Source organism: Pseudomonas frederiksbergensis, assembly GCF_003732665.1.
GTDB classification, from domain to species: Bacteria; Pseudomonadota; Gammaproteobacteria; order Pseudomonadales; family Pseudomonadaceae; genus Aquipseudomonas; species Aquipseudomonas frederiksbergensis_G.
Window position 1 is genome coordinate 36,170 of record NZ_MOBP01000002.1, and the last position, 19,283, is coordinate 55,452.

General features: G+C 58.3%; 20 protein-coding genes and 1 pseudogene. 6 read left to right on the top strand and 15 right to left on the bottom strand.

Features of this window, described 5'->3' with window-relative positions; all coding sequences use genetic code 11:
* Window position 1: 1 nt before the first annotated feature.
* The 3 genes from BK665_RS03045 to BK665_RS03055 form a co-directional block, all read right to left on the bottom strand.
* Complete coding sequence (locus BK665_RS03045) at window positions 2-1,039, bottom strand: GGDEF domain-containing protein (RefSeq protein ID WP_123402805.1); 1,038 nt, start codon at window positions 1,037-1,039, stop codon at window positions 2-4.
* A gap of 194 nt (window positions 1,040-1,233) precedes the next feature.
* Window positions 1,234-1,629, bottom strand: a complete 396-nt coding sequence (locus BK665_RS03050; protein ID WP_123402806.1) for a RidA family protein — start codon at window positions 1,627-1,629, stop codon at window positions 1,234-1,236.
* Window positions 1,622-2,542, bottom strand: a complete 921-nt coding sequence (locus BK665_RS03055) for a LysR family transcriptional regulator (protein ID WP_123402807.1) — start codon at window positions 2,540-2,542, stop codon at window positions 1,622-1,624. The genes BK665_RS03050 and BK665_RS03055 overlap by 8 nt, the downstream gene beginning before the upstream one ends.
* A gap of 105 nt (window positions 2,543-2,647) precedes the next feature.
* Between BK665_RS03055 and BK665_RS03060 the strand changes: the two genes are divergently transcribed.
* Complete coding sequence (locus BK665_RS03060) at window positions 2,648-4,081, top strand: aldehyde dehydrogenase family protein (protein WP_123402808.1); 1,434 nt, start codon at window positions 2,648-2,650, stop codon at window positions 4,079-4,081.
* Here BK665_RS03060 and souR read toward each other — a convergent pair.
* The 3 genes and pseudogenes from souR to BK665_RS03075 form a co-directional block, all read right to left on the bottom strand.
* Window positions 4,074-5,056: pseudogene (gene souR, locus BK665_RS03065) on the bottom strand (transcriptional regulator SouR). The gene BK665_RS03060 and the pseudogene souR sit on opposite strands and share 8 nt — an antisense overlap.
* Window positions 5,057-5,334: 278 nt before the next feature.
* Entirely contained in the window at window positions 5,335-6,738 is a 1,404-nt protein-coding gene (locus BK665_RS03070; RefSeq protein WP_123402809.1) for an MFS transporter, read from the bottom strand.
* Between the two features lie 476 nt (window positions 6,739-7,214).
* Window positions 7,215-7,673, bottom strand: a complete 459-nt coding sequence (locus tag BK665_RS03075) for a metallophosphoesterase family protein (RefSeq protein WP_123402810.1) — start codon at window positions 7,671-7,673, stop codon at window positions 7,215-7,217.
* A 194-nt stretch (window positions 7,674-7,867) separates the two neighbouring features.
* Between BK665_RS03075 and BK665_RS03080 the strand changes: the two genes are divergently transcribed.
* Window positions 7,868-8,119, top strand: coding sequence for a DUF6555 family protein (locus tag BK665_RS03080; protein ID WP_123402811.1), 252 nt, complete (start codon window positions 7,868-7,870; stop codon window positions 8,117-8,119).
* Between the two features lie 13 nt (window positions 8,120-8,132).
* Here the strand turns inward: BK665_RS03080 and BK665_RS03085 are convergent, their stop codons facing one another.
* Together BK665_RS03085 and BK665_RS03090 are read right to left on the bottom strand one after the other, a co-directional pair.
* Window positions 8,133-8,534 (bottom strand): VOC family protein, encoded by a 402-nt coding sequence (locus tag BK665_RS03085; RefSeq protein ID WP_123402812.1) that lies wholly within the window; start codon window positions 8,532-8,534, stop codon window positions 8,133-8,135.
* A gap of 17 nt (window positions 8,535-8,551) precedes the next feature.
* Window positions 8,552-9,295 (bottom strand): SDR family NAD(P)-dependent oxidoreductase, encoded by a 744-nt coding sequence (locus BK665_RS03090; protein ID WP_123402813.1) that lies wholly within the window; start codon window positions 9,293-9,295, stop codon window positions 8,552-8,554.
* 138 nt (window positions 9,296-9,433) lie between these two features.
* Between BK665_RS03090 and BK665_RS03095 the strand changes: the two genes are divergently transcribed.
* Window positions 9,434-10,348: an AraC family transcriptional regulator gene (locus tag BK665_RS03095; RefSeq protein ID WP_185076412.1), complete on the top strand. Its 915-nt coding sequence runs from the start codon at window positions 9,434-9,436 to the stop codon at window positions 10,346-10,348.
* A gap of 320 nt (window positions 10,349-10,668) precedes the next feature.
* Here BK665_RS03095 and BK665_RS03100 read toward each other — a convergent pair whose 3' ends face one another.
* Window positions 10,669-11,553, bottom strand: coding sequence for a manganese catalase family protein (locus BK665_RS03100; protein ID WP_123402814.1), 885 nt, complete (start codon window positions 11,551-11,553; stop codon window positions 10,669-10,671).
* Between the two features lie 383 nt (window positions 11,554-11,936).
* On the opposite strand from BK665_RS03100, the gene BK665_RS03105 reads away from it, so the two are divergent.
* Window positions 11,937-12,185: a hypothetical protein gene (locus BK665_RS03105; RefSeq protein WP_123403112.1), complete on the top strand. Its 249-nt coding sequence runs from the start codon at window positions 11,937-11,939 to the stop codon at window positions 12,183-12,185.
* A gap of 84 nt (window positions 12,186-12,269) precedes the next feature.
* Here the strand turns inward: BK665_RS03105 and BK665_RS03110 are convergent, their stop codons facing one another.
* Both BK665_RS03110 and BK665_RS03115 read right to left on the bottom strand, forming a co-directional pair.
* Complete coding sequence (locus tag BK665_RS03110) at window positions 12,270-12,869, bottom strand: NADPH-dependent F420 reductase (RefSeq protein ID WP_123402815.1); 600 nt, start codon at window positions 12,867-12,869, stop codon at window positions 12,270-12,272.
* Window positions 12,870-12,940: 71 nt separating this feature from the next.
* Window positions 12,941-13,675: an SDR family NAD(P)-dependent oxidoreductase gene (locus BK665_RS03115; RefSeq protein ID WP_123402816.1), complete on the bottom strand. Its 735-nt coding sequence runs from the start codon at window positions 13,673-13,675 to the stop codon at window positions 12,941-12,943.
* Between the two features lie 112 nt (window positions 13,676-13,787).
* On the opposite strand from BK665_RS03115, the gene BK665_RS03120 reads away from it, so the two are divergent.
* Both BK665_RS03120 and BK665_RS03130 read left to right on the top strand, forming a co-directional pair.
* On the top strand, window positions 13,788-14,150 hold the full coding sequence (locus BK665_RS03120; RefSeq protein ID WP_123403114.1) for a winged helix-turn-helix transcriptional regulator: 363 nt from the start codon (window positions 13,788-13,790) through the stop codon (window positions 14,148-14,150).
* A gap of 260 nt (window positions 14,151-14,410) precedes the next feature.
* Window positions 14,411-14,815 carry a hypothetical protein gene (locus BK665_RS03130; RefSeq protein ID WP_123402817.1) on the top strand — a complete coding sequence of 135 codons (405 nt, stop codon included), beginning with the start codon at window positions 14,411-14,413 and terminating at the stop codon, window positions 14,813-14,815.
* Window positions 14,816-14,917: 102 nt separating this feature from the next.
* On the opposite strand, the gene BK665_RS03135 is transcribed toward BK665_RS03130, so the two are convergent.
* The 4 genes from BK665_RS03135 to BK665_RS03150 all read right to left on the bottom strand — a co-directional run bounded on the left by BK665_RS03135 (window position 14,918) and on the right by BK665_RS03150 (window position 19,159).
* On the bottom strand, window positions 14,918-15,826 hold the full coding sequence (locus BK665_RS03135; protein ID WP_123402818.1) for a LysR substrate-binding domain-containing protein: 909 nt from the start codon (window positions 15,824-15,826) through the stop codon (window positions 14,918-14,920).
* 155 nt (window positions 15,827-15,981) lie between these two features.
* Window positions 15,982-16,461: a nuclear transport factor 2 family protein gene (locus BK665_RS03140; protein ID WP_123402819.1), complete on the bottom strand. Its 480-nt coding sequence runs from the start codon at window positions 16,459-16,461 to the stop codon at window positions 15,982-15,984.
* Between the two features lie 95 nt (window positions 16,462-16,556).
* Window positions 16,557-17,597, bottom strand: a complete 1,041-nt coding sequence (locus tag BK665_RS03145; RefSeq protein ID WP_123402820.1) for an alpha/beta fold hydrolase — start codon at window positions 17,595-17,597, stop codon at window positions 16,557-16,559.
* A 332-nt stretch (window positions 17,598-17,929) separates the two neighbouring features.
* Window positions 17,930-19,159 carry an MFS transporter gene (locus BK665_RS03150; protein ID WP_123402821.1) on the bottom strand — a complete coding sequence of 410 codons (1,230 nt, stop codon included), beginning with the start codon at window positions 19,157-19,159 and terminating at the stop codon, window positions 17,930-17,932.
* Window positions 19,160-19,283: the final 124 nt, after the last annotated feature.

The following is a 19,283-nucleotide window of genomic DNA, read 5'->3' on the forward strand; positions in this document are numbered from 1 at the left end:
ATCAAACAACCCGATTCCGCCCACTCCGCTTCGCCTGATACAACGCATCATCCGCCCGCACCACCAAACTCTCCACGGTATCCCGCGCTTCAGCCATGGCAACTCCAAACGAAGCCGTCACCGTATCCAGCACTTCATTGGTCCCCCGCGCCTTGATCCGCAGCGCCTGAATCTTCTGTCGCAGGACCTCGGCGAAATCACGGGCGGCGCTGAGGTCGGCGCAATCGCGCAAGATCACACAAAACTCTTCACCACCATAACGAGCGGCAACGGCTTGAGGTGGAAGTGCGGTGCGCAACACTTGGCCGACGTGTTCAAGCACGCGGTCGCCCAAGGGATGGCCGTATTGGTCGTTGAATTGTTTGAAGTGGTCGATATCCAGCATGACCAGCGCGACGCCTTGCGCGTCGGTGCTCAGTGCCTGTTCCAACAGGCGCGAGAAGGTGTTGCGGTTGAGGACTTGGGTCAGGCCGTCGAGGGTGGCGGCGAGTTGGGCGCGTTCGAGTTTGTCGCGCAGGCTTTTGATTTCGTTTTGCGCCGAGTGCAGTTGCGAGAGGAATCGCTCTTGCTGGTCGTGCATCACCTGGGTGCTGTGTTGCAGTTCGCTGAGCAGTGTCGGCAAGCGCTCATCGACGGGTTCGGCGAGCATTTGCAGGCAGTGGCCGAGGCTGGTCTGGAAGTTAAGGCTGCCGTTGACGCTTTGGGTGACGTGGCGCTCCATGCCGTCGACCAGGTTGATCGCTTGCAACTGGCCGGCGCGAGCATCTTCCAGTTCGTCGCGGATGATGTAGTCGCGGAACAGCTTGGACGCGGAGTCCGGTGGGAAGTAATCGAAGTCTTTGACGACCCGGTCCAGGTGGCGATTGAGTTCCGGTTCCAGGCCTTTGCTGTAGGTGTACCACAGCGCGTAGTGCACCGGGTTGGGCGCGATGTTGTGTCGGACCATGAGCGGCACTGCCTGTTTGAGCAGTGCGGCCGCTTCGCGGTAGTCCTCGGGATACAGTGCTAAAGCAGTCGCATGCAGCTGTGATTGGCTCATGGCATCACTTTTTTTGGATTGTTATTGGCGATTTGCGCGGGAGCATAGCGGTACGTGCATCAAACGGCCATCTCAGTCTTCAACCTGTGGGAGCGGGCTTGCTCGCGAAGGCGGTTTGTCTGTCACATTGCTGCTGAATGTGCCGACGCTTTCGCGAGCAAGCCCGCTTCCACTGGGGTATGCGGATATCTGGATTATTGGCGTCGTACCGCGATGCACTTGATCTCAACCAGCAATACGGGATGGGCCAGTTCGCTGACGCCGATGCAGGTCCAGGCGCACAGGCCTTTGGGGAACAGGCGGTTTTTCACCTCACGAAACACGGCCATGTGCTGCGCCATATCGACGTGGTAGGTGGTCATCTCGACCACATCCTCAAAGGTACAGCCCCCCGCCTCCAGCACTTGGTTCAGGTTTTCCCAGGCGCAGATGAATTGCTGCTCTGGGTCTGCGATCACTTGCAGGTCAGGCGTGCGGCCCACTTGGCCGGCGCAGTACAGGGTGTCGCCGACCTTGACCGCCGGGGCATAACCCGCGCGTTCGACGATGGGCCGCATGGCTTCGGGAATGATGATTTCACGATCAGGCATTGCTGAGTCTCCGAGTGTGGGTGTCGCCCACTTCATGAATCACGCCGATCAGGGCGCGCAGCCCGGCGGGCAGGTGTCGATGGCCGGAATAATAGAGGGACAATCCCGGCGACGCTGCCGACCATTGCTCCAGTACCTTGACCACCCGGCCACTGGCCAGGTCATCGGTAACGTACCACTCGGGCAGTTGCGCCAGGCCCAAGCCCTGCCGCACCGCTTCGAGCATAAGGATGGGCGTATCCAGCACCAACGGGCCTTGCACTTCAACCCTCAATGCCTGGCCGTCCTGCATGAATTCCCACGGTGATGGCACGCCGCTGGGCAGTCGGGCGCGCACGCACGGGTGGCTCGCGAGATCGTCCGGGGTGACGGGTGCGGGATGCTGGCTCAAGTAATCCGCCGAAGCCACCACCACCATCGGCACGTCATCGCTGATGGGCACGCGAATCATGTCCTTGGGCACTTTTGAACTCACCCGCAGACCCGCATCGAACCCCTCGGCGATGATATCCACCATCCGCCCCTCGGTCGAAATGTCCACCGTCATGGCGGGATAACGCCGCAGGAATGTCAGCAGAATCGGCTGGAAAATCATCAACGCCGCCCCGAGGGAACTGTTGATGCGCAGGGTGCCGCTGGGCATGGACGGGTGTTCAAGCAGGGTCGCCATCGCGTCCTGGATATGCGCGACCGCCGGCCCGATCTGGTCCACGAATGTTTGTCCCGCCTCCGTCAGGGAAACGCTGCGTGTGGTGCGATGGAACAATCGGGTGCCGAGCCTGGCTTCCAGCCCGGCCACGGCATTACTGACGGCGGTGGTCGACATGTCCAGTTCCACCGCCGCCGCCCGGAAGCCGTTGCGCCTGGCCACGGCCAGCACCACTTCCAGCTCTGTCAGGCCACTTTTATACATAGTTCCGTTTTCCGAAATAACTCATCCGCATTTGATCACATTATCAAAACAGTAGTGAGCGCTTAGATTGTAGGTCTACCGCCACAACACAGCCGGAGCCTCACCATGCACACCCTCCATCAAGCCTACATCGACGGCGCGTTCGTTCCCGTGATGGGAAGTGAAGTTGTCGAGTGCATCAACCCGGCGACGCAAGCGCTGATCGGCACAGTCACCCTGGCCAACCGTGAAGACGCCAAACGAGCGATCGCTGCCGCGCAACGTGCTCAAGTGGCGCTGGGCCGCACCACCAAGGCCGAGCGGATCGACATGCTGCTGCGTCTGCAAGCAGCCGTGCTGGCGAGCACCGAACAGATTCGTGACAGCGCTATCGAGGAGTACGGCGCGCCTTTTGCCCGTGCGCAATGGGTCAGCCAATATGCCTCGCAGTGTTTCGCCAGCGCCGCGCAAACCCTGCGGGACTATGAACTGGTTCGGCCGATGGGCAGCGCCACTGTCTTTATGGAAGCCGTGGGCGTCGCCGGCCTGATAGCCCCGTGGAACAGCACCGCCGGCACGATTTGCAGCAAACTGGCCTCCGCGATTGCCGCCGGGTGTGCGTCGGTGATCAAACCGAGTGAGCTGAGCGCCCTGCAAACCCAGGTGCTCGCTCAAGCGCTGGATCGTGCGGGTTTGCCCAACGGCGTGTTCAACATCCTGCTGGGACGCGGCAATGACGTGGGCGACGAAATCAGCACCAGCCCGCACATTGCCAAAATCTCGTTCACCGGTTCCACCTCGACCGGCAAGTTGATTGCTCACGCCGGCATCGAAACCATGAAACGCGTGAGCCTGGCGCTGACGGGCAAGTCCGCCTCTATCGTGCTCGACGACGCGAACCTCGATACAGCGATCCCCCTGGCACTGAATGCCGCCTTCATGAACAACGGCCAGGCCTGCGTCGCCGGCACACGTCTGCTGGTGCCGCGAGCAGCCTTGAACAACGTCATCGAGCGGGTGAAAACCTTCGTCGGCGCGATGGTCGTGGGCGATCCACACGACCCCGCCACCGCCATCGGACCTCTGGTCAATCAGGCGCAATACGACCGCGTCCAGGGTTTTATCCGGCGCGGCCTGGAGCAAGGTGCAACCCTCGTCATCGGCGGCGAAGGCCGGCCCGCCGGGCTTGAAAAGGGTTACTTCGTCAAGCCAACGGTGTTTGCCGACGTCAGCAATGAGATGGACATCGCACGGGAAGAAATCTTTGGCCCGGTGCTGTCAATCCTCGTCTACGACCACGAAGAACACGCCATCGACATCGCCAACGCCAGCCCTTACGGCTTACAAGCCTATGTGTTTTCTCAGGACCAGAAACGCGCCGAGCGCATCGCCTCCCGATTGGAGGCTGGCACGGTGTTGATCAACCGAATTGTTCCGGAGCTGCTCGCCCCTTTCGGCGGGGTCAAGCAGTCCGGGGTCGGCCGAGAGTTCGGGGTCTTTGGCCTGGAGGCGTTTCTCGAAGCCAAAACGGTTGCAGCGGACGCGCCCTTGCTTACTTGACCAGCCGCGTTTCCTTGGACGGTCGATAGCCAAAGTACGAGCTGTAGCACTTGCTGAAATGACTCGGCGACACAAAACCACAGGCCACCAACACATCGACCTGGGACAGTTCTGTGTGTTGCAGCAGGCGCCGCGCTTCGGTGATGCGCAGTTCCATGTAATAGCGTTGCGGCGTGGTGCCTAGTTGCTCCTTGAACAAACGCTCCAGTTGCCGACGGGAACGGCCGGCGTAGACCGCCAGTTGTTCCAGCTCCAGCGGCTCTTCGAGGTTGGCGTCCATCAGCTTCACCACCTCGCGCAACGGTGCGCTGACGCAGATGTTTTCCGTCGGTTTGATCCGCCGGTAGCGTGATTCTTCGAACGCCAGGATGTCTTCGATGCCTTCGACCAGGGCCTTGTCGTGCAGGCTTTTGATCCAGTCCAGCGCCATGTGGAAAGCCCCGGAAGGACTGGACGCCGTGAGCCGGTCGCGGTCAATAACGTAAGGCTCGCTGGTGACTTGCGCGGCCTTGGCGATTTCCGCCAGTGCCGGGCGATGTTCCGGGTGAATGGCGCAACGGTAGCCGTCGAGCAGACCGGCGCTGCCGAGGAACCAGGCGCCGTTCCACAATCCGGCCAGGATCAGGCCATGATCGGCCGCATTTCTCAGCAGATGGATCAGCTCTTCGTTGGCTTTGAGTTCGGTGCGGTAGCCACCGCAAATGACCAGCAGGTCCAGGTCTTGAATCCCGACACCGTCAAAACGCGCGTCGGGACGAATGACCAGGCCCAGGTCGCTGATGACTTCGCCATCGCTCAGGCCGAAGGTGCGGGTGGAGAACAATCCGGGGCGCAGCAGGTTGGCGGTGACGATGGTGTCCAGCGCCTGGGTGAAGGCCGGCAGGGAGAAATGCTCCAACAGCAAAAACCTGTGCGCGCCACGGGCACGGGCGCGTCGGGTTGCTCATTCAGATAGCGGAGATTCTTGCCTTTCATGCCTCCGCTGAATTGCCGTCGTTCGATCAAGGTCTGGGTCACTCGGTTACGTTAACGAACAGGTGCTTTGATAAGCACCATGCTAACCGGCAGCCGCGTAAAAAGCGCTTCTCTCTTTTTTTTGCTTGAACATGTTTAGGCGGTGCGACAGCTGACGCCTTCGCGAGCAAGCCCGCTCCCACATTTGATCGCATTCCCATGAAAGGACACGGTCACCTGTGGGAGCGGGCTTGCTCGCGAAGACGGCGGCACAGCCACCATCAATCCACCAACCTATCTCACAGGTCAGTGATTTCCTTGTGCTGCGGCACCAGCGCTTTCATCACGCTCCACGCCACCAGGTAGGCCATTGCGCAGATGGCAAACATGATCATGTAGCCGGTATGAATGTCGTTGATCGATTTGTAGTAGTCGAACACCCAACCACCGATCTTGGTCATTACCACACCGCCCAAGCCGCCGGCCATGCCGCCAATCCCCACCACCGAAGCGACGGTTTTTTGCGGGAACATGTCGGACACGGTGGTGAAGATATTGCACGACCACGCCTGGTGCGCCGAGGCGCCAATACCGATCAGCAACACCGGCACCCAGAAGCTGATGTAGCCGAACGGCTGCGCCAGCAACACCACCAGCGGGAACAGCGCGATCACCAGCATGGCTTTCATGCGACCGTCGTACGGCTTATCGCCCCGCGCCATGAAGTAACTCGGGAACCAGCCGCCGCCGATGCTGCCAACCATGGTCATGCTGTAAAGCACGGCCAGCGGAACCACGATATCCGGGCCTTTCATGCCGTATTGCGCCGACAGGTAGGTCGGCAGCCAGAACAGGAAGAACCACCACACGCCATCGGTCATGAACTTGCCGAAGGCAAAGGCCCAGGTCTGGCGGTAGGTCAGCAACTTGAACCACGAGACTTTCTTGACCACTTCGCCCGCCACCGGGGTGGCGATCACTTGCACCGGTTCATCGCTGCGGATGTACGCCAGTTCCGCCGCCGACAGGCGTTTCTGCTGCTCCGGCTTCTGGTACAGCGCGATCCACACCGCCACCCAGATGAAGCCCAACATGCCGATGACGATAAACGCCGCTTCCCAGCCCCACAGGCCGGCAATCAACGGCACGCAGATCGGCGCCAGGATCGCGCCGACGTTGGCACCGGAGTTGAAGATGCCGGTGGCGAACGAGCGTTCTTTCTTCGGAAAGTATTCGGCGGTGGCCTTGATCGCGATCGGGAAGTTACCCGCCTCGCCAATCGCCAGCACCGCCCGGGACAGCATGAAGCCGGCAATCGAAACCGGAATGACCGCCAGGCCGAACGCGCTGCACACCGCAGCGATCCCCTCGCCCATCGGCACCGCAAACGCATGCATGATCGCGCCCGTCGACCAGATGCCGATCGCTACCACGAACGCGGTTTTGGTGCCGATCTTGTCGACCACACGCCCGGCGAACAGCATCGAAATCGCATAGACAAACTGGAACACCGAAGCAATGTTGGCGTAATCAGTATTACTCCAACCAAATTCCGTCGACAGGCCAGGCGCCAACAGGCTGAGCACCTGGCGGTCGAGGTAATTGACGGTAGTCGCAAAGAACAACAGCGCGCAGATCGTCCAGCGGTATTTGCCTACGGCCTGGCCGACGCGTTGCGCATTGATGGGCTCATTCAGATTCATGGCATCACTTTATTATTGGATTAGGGTGATGAACTCTCGACAACCTTGTGAGAGTGCAGGTGCACGTGCTCCACGCCCGGCGGCTGGAGTGAGACCTGTCAGTGCTATGAGGCGTTGGGCGGAACTGTCGCCTGCAAGGGACCGGACTGTGCGTTAAGGCAAACAGTCAGGATCGAACCATCGGAGGCGGCATTCGGGGAGGCGAGTACGCAGGTTGGATTCATGATGGGGTCGACACTCTTTTTTATTTTTAGGGTTCAACAGTCGATCTATCGTCTGTCGTCGTACAACTGTGCCTTTTATAACGAGGCTGATACCGGGCTGTCAATCTGAAAGATGGCCGTTCGTCATGACAACGCTTGTGCTGTTATTGGCCGGATGCGCTGATCGGCGCTGCTTCAGCTTGCGGATTATTCAAAGACTGAGCGCAACAAGGATAAATGAGCACCGTTGTACGACGACTCACATCCAAAAGATTATTCCACCAACGAAACCAGATGCGGCTCGATTGAAGTCGCCAGCACTTCAGCAAGCGCCAGTGTCACCGGCAGTTTGAAGCGCCGCCGCCCTGCACTGCCGGGGTTGAGATAAAGCCGCTCGCCCCGCCACTCGATCAGCGGCTTATGGGAATGGCCGGTAATCACCATCCTGACGTCCGCATCGAGCTCAACGGGGACATCGGCGATGTCATGCAACAACAGCGTCTTCCAGCCATTGACCTCGAAATAAAGAAGATCTGGAATCTGATGGGCCCAAGGCGCCTCAAGGTCGTTGTTCCCGCGCACGACATATAACGGCGCGATGGCCCTGAGTTGATCAAGGATTTGCGCGCTACCGATGTCGCCCGCATGAACGATCCGCTCACAGCCCTCGAGCGCCGCCACCGCTTCGGGACGGAGCAAGCCATGGGTGTCGGAAATCACGCCGATTTTCATGTAAGGCTCCAGATAGATGAATGACCGCGCCGTCGGTCATTGCCATTGAACTCTCGCCCCAGGGCCACCGTCCAGCGCGCCCTGAGACCCGCAATCTTCCCCACTTAAATCAATAAGTAACAACGCCTGAAAATGCTTTGAATTTTTTTCTGGCGCCACCACTCCCTTGTCTATGAGCAAATGGAGGGGGCCTCATGAAGACCGGACTTTACATCATCGAATACATGCTCCACGGACAGACGAAGTCCTTCATCATCCGCGCGCCAAGCATGAGCAACGCTCAGGCCTGGCACTGGGCGAGTTGTGACGCCGGTATCGCGCCCATCCCCAAGCCCGGGAGGCCGCCGCTTAAAGTCGTGTCCAAACCGCAGGCTGAAAAGTACGGGCTGACCGAGGTCAAGTGGCGTGAATCGGCGACGTTGAACTGGACCGAAGTATCCACGTGATCAGGGCGCTGTTTCAGTGCGCGTGCTGCCAGTTCTTGTAGACGAATTCGAGGCTGTAGCCGTCCGGGTCAAGAACATTGGCGGCGTAGTAGTTGGGGTCGTAGTGCAGGCGTGCGCCGGGTGCTCCGTTGTCGGTGGCGCCGTTTTCCATGGCCGCCGCATAAGCCGCGTTGACCTCGGCCTGGCTCTTGGCGACGAAGCCCACGTGCACGGCCCGCCCTTCCACCACGCCTTCGCGCAACCAGAAAAACACCCGGCCATTGGCCCCGAAACCCTTGAGGTCCGGATGGCCGGGTGGCGCGTCCTTGCCGTCGTAATCGAGGCGTCCGGTGATGCCCAGCGGGGTCAGCGCGGCGGTGTAGAAACGGATGGAGCGGTCAACGTCGCTGACCGAGAGAAAAATATGATCCAGCATGTTGATGGCCTCGCTGTTTAGATGATGTAGCCGCCAGACACATCAATGGTTTGAGCATTGATCCAGCCACTTTCTTCGGACAACAACAGGGCGATAACCCGTGCGACATCCTCGGGTTCGCCGACCCGGCCAAGTGCGGTTTGCGAGGCGAGCAGTGCCTCGAATTCATCATTCAAACCGCCCCCCAGTTCGGTGCGAATGGCACCCGGCGAAACGGCATTGGCCCGGATGCGCCGAGGCCCGAATTCCTTGGCCATGTAGCGGGTCAGGACATCGAGTCCGCCCTTGAAGGCCGCATAAGGCGCAACGCCCGCCGTGGCGACGCGGGTGGTGGCGCTGGTCAGGTTGACGATGCTGGCGCCCTCTTCCATCAGCGGCAGCAAGGCCTGGGTCAGGAAAAACGGTCCTTTGAGGTGAACGTTCAGCAAGCCGTCAAACTGCGCCTCGGTGACCGATTCCAGGGGATTGAACAAGCCATGGCCAGCGTTATTCACCAGGCCACCGAGGATGGCCACCTCCCAGTTTGCTTGCAAGGCCAGTTGCACCGCGTCGCGGAAGCTGTGGAAGCGGCTGACGTCGGCCACGTCCAGCTCAAGCGCTACGGCCTTGCCCCCCGCTGCCTGAATTCGCTGGACCACGGCCGTCGCCGAGTCGGCATTGCTTTTGTAGGTGAGGATGACCCCCATGCCGCGCCGGGCACAGAGTTCGGCCGTGCAGGCGCCGATGCCACGGCTGCCACCGGTGATGACGATAACGCTCATTTGTTGCTCCAAGGTCGCTGGGTTGAGCCACCACAGTAACCATCGCCTGCACCACGGGCGCAGCCGTTCCTGCTGCAATCCTGCCTGTTTCTGCTTTTTGCTTGCCGGGGCCTATGCGCCTGGGGTCAGATGGTCGCCATGAACAATCAACTGAATGAACTGCGTGCCCTGGCGGCGCGGGCCGAAAACCGCCGCACCGAGACGGGTATCCCCCGTGTGGCGATGGTGCAGGGCAAAATCCCCGAGCACCTGCTGGCCGCCGTGTATGACCCGATGATCAACCTGATCCTGCAAGGCAGCAAATCCATGACCGTCGGCGAGCGCACATTGCGCTACGACCCGGCGACCTATTTCGTGATGTCCATCGAGCTGCCGGCGGTCGGCCAGGTTCACCCTGCGGCATCCGGCGAGCCCTACCTCGCGATCAGCCTGACCCTCGACCCGACGGTGCTGGTGAACCTGCTGGCCGACCTGCCCCAACCCGTCGGCCAGTACGACAAGGACGCCGGTTTTTCCGTGGCGGCGGTCACACCTGACCTGATGGACGCCTGGGTGCGCATGCTGCGCTTGATGAACCGGCCCGAGGACATCGCGGCCCTGGCGCCGGTCTATGAACGGGAGATCCTGTACCGCGTGCTGCAAGGCCCCCACGGCTGGATGCTGCGCGATATCGCCGCGCCCGACAGCGCCATGGCCCGGGTCAGTCTGGCGATCCAGTACATCCGGCGCGCATTCGCCGAACCCATTCGCGTAGAGCGCCTGGCGCAACAGGCGACGATGAGCGTGTCAGCCTTCCATCGCCATTTCAAAGCCGTCACCGCGTTGAGCCCGTTGCAATACCAGAAAAGAGTGCGCTTGCTGCAAGCCCGAACGCTGCTGGTGGCCAACGGCAAAAACGTGACCAGTGCCGCGTTCGAGGTCGGCTATGAAAGCCCGACGCAATTCAGCCGCGACTATGCGCGGGTGTTCGGCCTGCCGCCGGCGCGGGATGCGGCTAGGATTCTTGGGGAAACCCGTGGCCAGGTGAACGTGACGGGCGCTGGCGCTGTCTAGCCCGGCACCGTGTCGAGCCCCCAGTGACTCGCAACACCAATGCCCCAGAACAGTAGGCTCAGCCAGCCGTCGAAAGTTCGGACATGAGCCCCCTATTTGCCATGGCTGCGCTGGGTGGTTGCTCTCGGTGTGGCGGTGTGGATCTGTCTTGATAATCGCGAAGCCTCACGTTCGAATGCCTCGGCGGTGGCACTGAACAGACGGGAAAAACCTTTCGTTGAATCGACAGAGGAAATGCTTGTTTGAGAAATCATCAGGTTCACCTCAACGCTTGGGCCACATAAAAAAACCGCACGCCCGGAAGGCATGCGGTGTACCCGTCAGACATCGGCTCGCACCTGCATCCCCGCGCCCAAATCAGCGCCGGTCACCGGGTCGCTGTCAGGGTCGGACATCGTGCGCACCTTCATGTCCAGCAGCAGCTCTTCTTCCTCTGCGCTCAACTGCACACTGGCGCTGCCATCTCCGCCATCAACGGCGGGCATCGGCTCTTCCACGTACTCCCACTCCTCGCCTTCGTTCCATGGACCACGGGTACTGCCTTCGCCCTGAGACATGTTGAAGTAGACGTTGGTGAACTCTGGCATGCCTGGGAGCTTGCCTTGGGGGAAGTTCGGCTGGATCGCATGCAAGGCTTTTTCGAACGAGAGTTGATGGGCGATTTCCCGGGTCATGAGAAAACCCAGCGCCTCTTTCACACCGGGATCGTCCGTGACGTTCATCAAGCGTTCGTAGACGATTTTTGCCCGTGCTTCGGCGGCGATATTGGAGCGGAAATCCGCAGTTGGCTCGCCGATGGTATCGACGTAGGCAGCCGACCACGGCACACCGGCGGAGTTGGTCAGTGGCGCGCCGGCGCCGTACAGCAGGCTGGTGATGTGTGAGTCATTGCCGGCGCCATTAATGGCGCGGTACAACTCGCCCTCTTCTTCCACGCCTTCGGCCATGCGTCCCTTGGCGCCTTTGTTGAGCATCACGATGATGGAACCGACGATCTCCAGGTGGCTGAGTTCTTCGGTGGCGATGTCCATCAGCAGATCCTTTCTTCCAGGATCGTCCTCGGCCAGCGCCTGGGTGAAGTACCGGGACGCCGCGGCCAGTTCGCCTTGGGCGCCGCCGAATTGCTCCAGTAAAAGATTGGCCAACCCGGGGTTGGGTTGAGCCACGCGTACGGTGTATTGAAGTCGTTTGTTGTGTAGGAACATGACGAATCTCCTCAGACCTAAAGGCGCCGATGCTCATCCGACGATTGACCGAATGCGGCTCCCACAGTCATCTGAAGTCGATGCGCCGGGGAAGATTTTATTAAGATCGATTGCTCGCGACAGGCGGTTTTTGGCCGTGCAAATTACCCGTTTTTTCGCCAGTCGTCGGTGGCTGTACAAACACTTCAAACTTTTATCGGGTGGGTGATTTCAACCGCTGTCACTGCTGTTTCCTGGTGCTTGGACCGGCGCTAGGGGTGACCGTAAGGCTAGGAGTCCATCACCCAATACCCCTTTCGACACAGCAAAAAATTTTGAACCGCCACTGGACGCGCTCGCCTAATGATCAGCGTGTGGAAAATCCCACAGGCACATTCCTAGAGGTGGTCAACGTGGCTAAAGACGAGAAGAAAAGTAAAGGTGAGTCTTCAAAAGCCAGCAAGGATTTGAAAGACAAAAAGTCATCACCGGCAAAGAAATCAGCGGCGGCATCGGCTCTTTCGAAAGCTTCCGAAAAGAAAGACAAGAGCAAAGACGCGGCACCCAAAAAATCTGCAGAAAAAGCTGATAGCAAGCCCGAAAAGGCCAAGAAATCAGAGAAGGCAGACAAGCCGGCGAAAAAGAAAAAGTGACATCGGCGATTGGCTAGGGCGTTACGCCCTAGCCTCCCCTTTTTTCATCGGCTGGACCGTCTCAACATTTGCGATCGCGATTGATCAGTCGAACTTGACCAAGTCCTTGAAGATCAGGTGTCCCCAGCTATTTCCGCGCGCCTGCACAAGCAGTCCACCTTCTGAAAGCCCGCCCAGTTTGATCGGCGAAAAACCGAGATTTTCCGCAAGCGCACCAATTTCCGCTGCGGCGCTGTCATCGTCGCTCGCCAGGAACACCACTCTTTTGCCACCCTTTATGGCCGGATCCTGGTCAAGCACGCCAGCGACCAAATGGTTGAAACCCTTGACCAGTTTCGCACCCGTAAAGGCCTGCGCGACGACGCTGGAAGAAGGCTGCCCTCCCAGCTCCTCGGGCGGCACGCCGTAGGCATTGGTCACATCGATGATGGTCTTGCCCTTCCAGGTCGGCAGCGCCTTCGCGACATCCCGGTGCGACTCAAAACGCACAGCCAAAAAGATGATGTCCGCCTTGACGGCCTCTGCCAGTGTTTTGGGAATGATCCCGGGGCCGATCGCCGCCGCAGCGGAGGCAAAGCTTTGCGGGTCGCGAGTGGTTGCAACGGATACTTCAATGCCGCTGCGGGCAAACGCCTTGGCCAAGGCTTGGCCGAGCTTGCCGAAGCCGATAATTGCGTAGCTCATAGATGTTCCTCAGGTTTGCCACGCCCAACAGGCTCCGAATATCGATGGAGTGACTGGCCGGGCGCAGGGAATCAGATTTGCGCCAGGCCGCCGTCGACGGCGACCTCGCTGGCGGTCATGAAGCTGCTGTCCTGCGACGCGAGAAACGCGGCCGCCGCTCCGATCTCCGCCGGATCGGCCATACGCTGGAGCGGGTTCATCGAAGCGAAGACTTTCATGCCTTCTTCGCCCAGCGCTGCCTTTGCAAGTTCGGTCGCCGTCGGGCCGGGCGACAGCACGTTAACCCGGATGCCGGTGCCCTTCAGGTCCTCGGCCCAGGTCCGCGCGAGGTTGCGCACTGCCGCTTTGCTTGCGCTGTAGACACTGAATGCCGGGGCACCCGTGGTGCCGGCGCTCGACCCGGTGAGGATGATCGAACCACCCTGGCCCATCAGCGGCAGCGCCTTCTGGACCGTGAAGATCAAGCCTTTCACGTTGGTGTCGAAGATTTCGTCAATGTGCTCGGGGGTGATCTTGCCGAGCGCAAGCGGGCTTCCCGCCCCGGCATTGGCGAAAACGATGTCGAGGGTTCCGCGCTCGGCCTTCACCGTCGCGTAGAGGCGGTCGAGGTCGGCCGGATCAGAGACCGAGCCCTTCACTGCGCGGGCGTTGGGTCCGAGGTCGGCCACAGCGGCGTCGAGCGCCTCCTGTCGACGGCCGAAGATGAAGACAAAGGCACCCTCCTCGATAAAGCGCTTAGCTGCGGCAAGGCCGATGCCGGTCGCGCCGCCGGTGATCACGGCGGTCTTTCCATTCAGTCTGGTCATGTCGTGCATCCTTCGTTGGAGTTGTACCAAGCAGAAAATTGCTTGCTTGAGACGAGGATGCAGCGCTGATAACCTAAGGACAAGTATGCACCTTTTGGTAAGTATCAAAAAAATGACGAAGAATTCTGAAATCTGTGACACCGGCTGTGGGCTCAACGCCACGCTGCGCATCATCTCGGGCAAGTGGAAACCGCTGGTCCTGTTTTTCCTGCGCGACGGCCCGAAGCGTTACGGCGAGCTGAAGCGTTTGATCCCCGGCGTCAGCGACAAAGTGCTGATCCAGCAGTTGAAGGACCTGGAAGCCGATCGTGTGCTTGCACGGACCGACTACAAAGAAGTGCCTCCACGCGTGGACTACACGCTGACCCCGCTTGGCCGCAGCCTGGCTGAGGCGATCGTCCCGCTGTGCACCTGGGGAACCGAGAACGCGGCGCAAATGGCGAGCATCTTTGCCCAGCGCGACGCGCTGGCCTAACGGGATGCTGAAGCACTGCTGAGTCGGCCGACTTTGCGCAGCGCGAGCACCTGAGCCACCACGCCAACAACGAGCGCAAGGGCTATGAAACCCAGCGCACCTTTGAGCAACGGCGAATTCGGGTCAGTGACGATGGGGTGGCCATCAGGGACACGACGCAACGTCTCCGAGACGGTCGGGACCATCAGGAAGCACGGAAACACCCTTCACAAACGCCTTCACGCCTAAGCTGTGACTACACACCTAAGGAGTATCCGCTCATGAATGCGACCAAAGATCCAGCAAGCGTGCTGTTCATCGGGCAACTGCCTGAAACCGTGGACTTCTCCGACCCTGCCCTGCCACCTGGCTTTGACGCGGCGAAAATACAGGCCGGCATCGCTTCAGGCATGCAACAAATGGCCGACCGCGGCTGGAATGCGGACCTGTTGCTGGTACAGCCAGACATCAGCGCCGCGACCGCCGAAGTACAGCGCCAACTATTGGCAAGTCACTACGATTGCGTGGTGATTGGTGGTGGACTGCGCATACCGGCCAAAAGTTTGTTGTTGTTCGAAGCATTGATCAACGCGGTGCACAGGGCCGCTCCGGATGCTGCTATTGCGTTCAATACTTCGCCACAAGATACGGCGGATGCGGCGGCGAGATGGTTGAAAGTGGGTTGAGTAAGGGGTTGCAGGGGGGTGGATGATCTGGGGGTGCAGCTAACGGCCAGAAGCGGTAATTCTCTCTCCAAGCAAAGGCCTGTATGAGATAAGTTACTGAGGTTAGTTCTGGGCGACCTGCTCTAGTAGCCAATGCTTGAAAGCGGCGGCGGCAGGCTCTGGCTCCACGCCTTCTTTCTGCACAATGTAATAAGCAAAATCGCAGCTTTGAGCATCCCCAAACGGTCGAATTAAGCGCCCTGCCTCAAGGTCTTTACTGACAAGGCTACTTCGGCCTAGGGCAACACCACTTCCGGAAATAGCAGCCTGGATGACTGCTGCAGAATCGTTGATTTGTAGCCCGCGTTCAGCGTCGCTGAAATCGTAGCCAGCACGCTGTAGCCAGATACGCCAAGTCGGGAAAGTTGTGGCGTATCGCATTGAGACATCGTGAATCAGCGGAAAGTGTTTCAGGTCCTCAGCACTATTGAGTGGCTGAGCAGCGCTAGGAAGATTGGGACTACACACGGGAAAAAACTCATCTCCCATCATCTGGGTAGCCGTGAGTCCTGGCCAATGACCGTTCCCAAAGCGAATGCCCAAATCAACCCTTTCGGTATTGAAATCCACCAGTTTACCGTTGGTATCAAGGCGGAGTTCATAGCTAGGATGTAGGGCACGAAACCCCTCAACACGCGACAACAGCCACTTGTCAGCAAATGCAGGCGGTACAGTAACCGTGATCGTTGCACCACCCTCCGCTTTCAATCGCTCAACAGCTAGTGAAAGGAAATCAAAACCAGTCTGCAGATCTGGTAAAGCTGCGAGCGCCTGATCAGTCAACACCAAACGCGCCGGGCCGCCGCGTGAACGATGAAACAGCACTACACCGTGGGCTTCTTCCAACCCGCGCACAAGTTGTCCAATTGCTGCCGGGCTGACGTTAAGCTCCTCGGCAGCACGTACATAACTCATATGCCTAGCTGCAGATTCGAACGCCCGTAGGGCATTCAGATGATTGGGCGCTCGCATAGGGCTCACTGAGACTTAGAGGAAGATGAAATCATCGTCCCAGCATGTTGACTTGGTGGCAACGGAAATAACCTCATTGCGTCCCGGATCAGTGGTTATAGGTCAATACTCCCTGAAGGAAGCGTCATCGGACGCCTCCACCAATGTGTGCAGATTTAAAGACCCAACTCCGACAGCCCTGGATGATCTTCAGGCCGTTGTCCCAACGGCCAATAATATTTGCGATCCGAGGCCTTAATCGGAAGGTCGTTAATGCAGGCATATCGCTCGCGCATCAGTCCATTGTCATCGAACTCCCAATTCTCGTTCCCATAGGATCTGAACCAGTTTCCCGAGTCGTCATGCCATTCATAAGCGAAACGGACGGCAATGCGATTATCCGAGAATGCCCACATCTCTTTAATCAATCGGTAGTCGTGCTCTTTGGCCCACTTACGCTCCAAGAAGACCATCGCTTCGACACGCGAGTGCGCAAATTCCGCCCTGTTGCGCCAATACGTATTAGTCGAATACGCCAAGGAAACCTTTTCGGGATCACGGCTGTTCCAACCGTCCTCGGCTCCACGCACTTTTTGAATTGCGGTCTCACGAGTAAACGGCGGCAATGGCGGACGTGTTTCTGATTTCTGTTCCATTAGACATTCCTCAAAAAATCATCGTGCATACGATCAAATGCGGCGAGCGAACAACGACCGTCGCTCCAGCCGTTTATTCAACAATCGTTAGGCGTTTATGCCTTGGCAAGCTTTCGCGCGAGGAATTCACGCATCAGGCCTGCGACTTCTAGAGAATGTGTTTCCAGGGCGAAATGTCCGGTGTTCAGGAAATGCACTTCTGCCTTGGGTATGTCGCGGCTGTAAGCGACCGCGCCTGGTGGAATGAACGCTGGATCGTTCTTACCCCATACAGCCAGAAGCGGCGGCTGGTGTGTCCGAAAATACTTTTGGAACTCTGGGTACAGCGCGACGTTGGTTCGATAGTCCAGGATCAAATCCAGTTGCTTTTCTTCGGCATCGGGGCGCGCCATATAGGCGATGTCCAGCGTGTAGCCGTCAGGAGCGACCAATGATGGATCAGCACCGTGTAGGTATTGGAAATTGATGATCGTGTCTGCGCTCAGCGACGCTCTACAAGCTTCGCGTGTTTGCGCTGATGGATTGCGCCAGTAGTCCTGCCAGGCACCCCATTGATCGCTGAGCCCTTCAACGTAGGCATTACCGTTTTGGCTGATAATTGCAGTGACACGTTCGGGATGGGCCATCGCCAGTCGGAAGCCGGTTGGAGCACCATAATCGAACGCGTAAATCGCGTAATGCTTCAAACCTAACGCTTCAGTGAAGCCACCTACGACTTTCGCGAGGTTGTCGAAGGTGTAAGCGAACGCTGAACGATCTGGAGCTTTGGTGTTACCGAAGCCAGGCAGGTCGGGAGCAATCAATCGGTACTTGTCAGCCAACAGAGGAATCAAATTGCGGAACATATGGCTGGAGGTCGGGAAACCGTGAAGCAGCAGAATGACCGGCGCATTCGCAGGCCCCGCTTCGCGATAAAACACCTCAACGTCACCCACCTTCTGAGTCTTGTATTTGACGTCTTTCAGTGTGTTTTCATCGCCTGTTCCAGCTACAGATTTCGCATTCACTGGTGTGGCTGCCATGCTCAGTTGGGGAGCTAAAAGCGCTGCTGCACCGACCGCTACTGCAGCCAAAGTTTGGCGCCGCGATACATTGATTGTGATTGCAGTTTCTTGAATCGGCGTAGTCATGACCATTCTCCAACGGCACTTAGTGCCCTAATAAGTTTATTGATCAAGCACACAACGAAGCCGAAAGAATTCACCAATCACAGTGAGCTGATCGTTCCGCGTGGCTTCAAAATTAGATGTCGCTGTATTGGGAGCGCCTCGTCTTGCTCCGAGATGAGCGTCGAAACCGACAACGGTGCTGAGAGCGCCTGATGTTTGGTCGCCTCCCTGCCTGGAAGAACTATCGGCTCAAAGGAAATTCGAGCCAAACCATAAGAACTGTTCCGCCCGCAAAGAAAAACTATGCTGAACGTTTTCTATTCAGATTTTTGCGGTACTGAGCACAACGTCTGTAACCATCAGCCAAGGCCGGGAATCTTTGCGGCGCATACTTTTCCTGAGTGCGGTTCGGTCGCAGGTTTCAACAAGGGAGTCAGTACAAGCATCAGCACTGCTACCGCTGTTAAAAGCAGGTATGGCATGGCAAATCCGCCGGAAAGGTCTCGCAATGCACCAAACCCGAAGGGTCCCACTGCCGCGATCAAATAGCCGATAAACAATGTAAATACAGTCCAGGCGTTCGCTTGCTGAGCAGAGTGAGTTTGATCCAAAGGCAACGTCATCCCCAGGGTAAACGCTGCCCCCAGGCCAACTGCCGTTGAGGCGATGAAAACGATGGAGGGAATCGTAGAGATGAACGCTAATCCTGCGAGCCCGAGCACAGTAAGTGACGACGACACGGCAATCAGTAAGCGCCGGTCCGTGGACTTTCCAGCGATAGCGCCCGTGCCGAAATTAGCGACCGTAAAAATCAAGGTGAAGGCACTCAGCAGATAGCTTGGGGCAATCGCCGATGTGTGCATCTGGAACATTGACGAAGCAAGCCATGCGAGCATGGCGTAACCCAGAAACTGACTGCAACCGAAGTACAATGCAATAAGCCAGGCTTTCGGATTACCCCAGGGAAGCCTTACTCGGTCTTGAGTTTGGGGACGATCTATTGGAGATGTGTGCGATTTGGCCAGACAAAGCCAACTGAAAATTCCGGTGACACAAAGGATCACCCAAATTCCCGCTCCCATCCGCCATGACCCCGTTGAAGATGCCAGTGCACCAGTGCCTGCCGCAGCGGCAGTCGCCCCCAAGCTCAAACCAGTGGAGTAAATGCCCATGAACATGGGAGCGTGAGCGCTGTAGAACTCTTTAATCCAGCCGCCAATCAATGAACCGGCTACAGCAATACCTATCCCGATGATGAAGGTGGTGAGCAGCAAGCCCGCCACAGACTCCATCCATGACCGAAGGACGACACCCAGTCCCAGCAACACCAGAGAACCAATAACGGTGCCATTAATGCCAAAGCGTTTTGCCAACAATGGTGAAGCCAGTGCCAGAAACCCCATGCACAAATCGGGAATTGAGGTCAGCAACGACGCCTGTGTGAAGCTGAGATTGAAAGCCTGCCGGATATCCAGAAGTATCGGCCCGATCGAAATGATGGCCGGACGCAGAGCAAGCGACAGTATCAAAAGACCCACGGCCGCCATAAAGTGGGATGGACGTTTCGTTACCTGATGTTTGAGTGTCATTTCAGAAGCTCCGGTACATTCTGGACGCAACTGAAAGCTCGTCCGTATGCTCATCAGCCTATCGAGGCATATCGGATAAATTGAGACATTATTCGTCGCCTATGTGACAAGAGGCTGTTGTTCG

Bases quoted from the DNA above. Each gene is read 5' to 3' on its own strand.
- BK665_RS03045 (WP_123402805.1), bottom strand. From the start codon at position 1,039: ATGAGCCAATCACAGCTGCATGCGACTGCTTTAGCACTGTATCCCGAG.
- BK665_RS03050 (WP_123402806.1), bottom strand. From the start codon at position 1,629: ATGCCTGATCGTGAAATCATCATTCCCGAAGCCATGCGGCCCATCGTC.
- BK665_RS03055 (WP_123402807.1), bottom strand. From the start codon at position 2,542: ATGTATAAAAGTGGCCTGACAGAGCTGGAAGTGGTGCTGGCCGTGGCC.
- BK665_RS03060 (WP_123402808.1), top strand. From the start codon at position 2,648: ATGCACACCCTCCATCAAGCCTACATCGACGGCGCGTTCGTTCCCGTG.
- BK665_RS03070 (WP_123402809.1), bottom strand. From the start codon at position 6,738: ATGAATCTGAATGAGCCCATCAATGCGCAACGCGTCGGCCAGGCCGTA.
- BK665_RS03075 (WP_123402810.1), bottom strand. From the start codon at position 7,673: ATGAAAATCGGCGTGATTTCCGACACCCATGGCTTGCTCCGTCCCGAA.
- BK665_RS03080 (WP_123402811.1), top strand. From the start codon at position 7,868: ATGAAGACCGGACTTTACATCATCGAATACATGCTCCACGGACAGACG.
- BK665_RS03085 (WP_123402812.1), bottom strand. From the start codon at position 8,534: ATGCTGGATCATATTTTTCTCTCGGTCAGCGACGTTGACCGCTCCATC.
- BK665_RS03090 (WP_123402813.1), bottom strand. From the start codon at position 9,295: ATGAGCGTTATCGTCATCACCGGTGGCAGCCGTGGCATCGGCGCCTGC.
- BK665_RS03095 (WP_185076412.1), top strand. From the start codon at position 9,434: ATGAACAATCAACTGAATGAACTGCGTGCCCTGGCGGCGCGGGCCGAA.
- BK665_RS03100 (WP_123402814.1), bottom strand. From the start codon at position 11,553: ATGTTCCTACACAACAAACGACTTCAATACACCGTACGCGTGGCTCAA.
- BK665_RS03110 (WP_123402815.1), bottom strand. From the start codon at position 12,869: ATGAGCTACGCAATTATCGGCTTCGGCAAGCTCGGCCAAGCCTTGGCC.
- BK665_RS03115 (WP_123402816.1), bottom strand. From the start codon at position 13,675: ATGACCAGACTGAATGGAAAGACCGCCGTGATCACCGGCGGCGCGACC.
- BK665_RS03120 (WP_123403114.1), top strand. From the start codon at position 13,788: ATGACGAAGAATTCTGAAATCTGTGACACCGGCTGTGGGCTCAACGCC.
- BK665_RS03130 (WP_123402817.1), top strand. From the start codon at position 14,411: ATGAATGCGACCAAAGATCCAGCAAGCGTGCTGTTCATCGGGCAACTG.
- BK665_RS03135 (WP_123402818.1), bottom strand. From the start codon at position 15,826: ATGCGAGCGCCCAATCATCTGAATGCCCTACGGGCGTTCGAATCTGCA.
- BK665_RS03140 (WP_123402819.1), bottom strand. From the start codon at position 16,461: ATGGAACAGAAATCAGAAACACGTCCGCCATTGCCGCCGTTTACTCGT.
- BK665_RS03145 (WP_123402820.1), bottom strand. From the start codon at position 17,597: ATGGTCATGACTACGCCGATTCAAGAAACTGCAATCACAATCAATGTA.
- BK665_RS03150 (WP_123402821.1), bottom strand. From the start codon at position 19,159: ATGACACTCAAACATCAGGTAACGAAACGTCCATCCCACTTTATGGCG.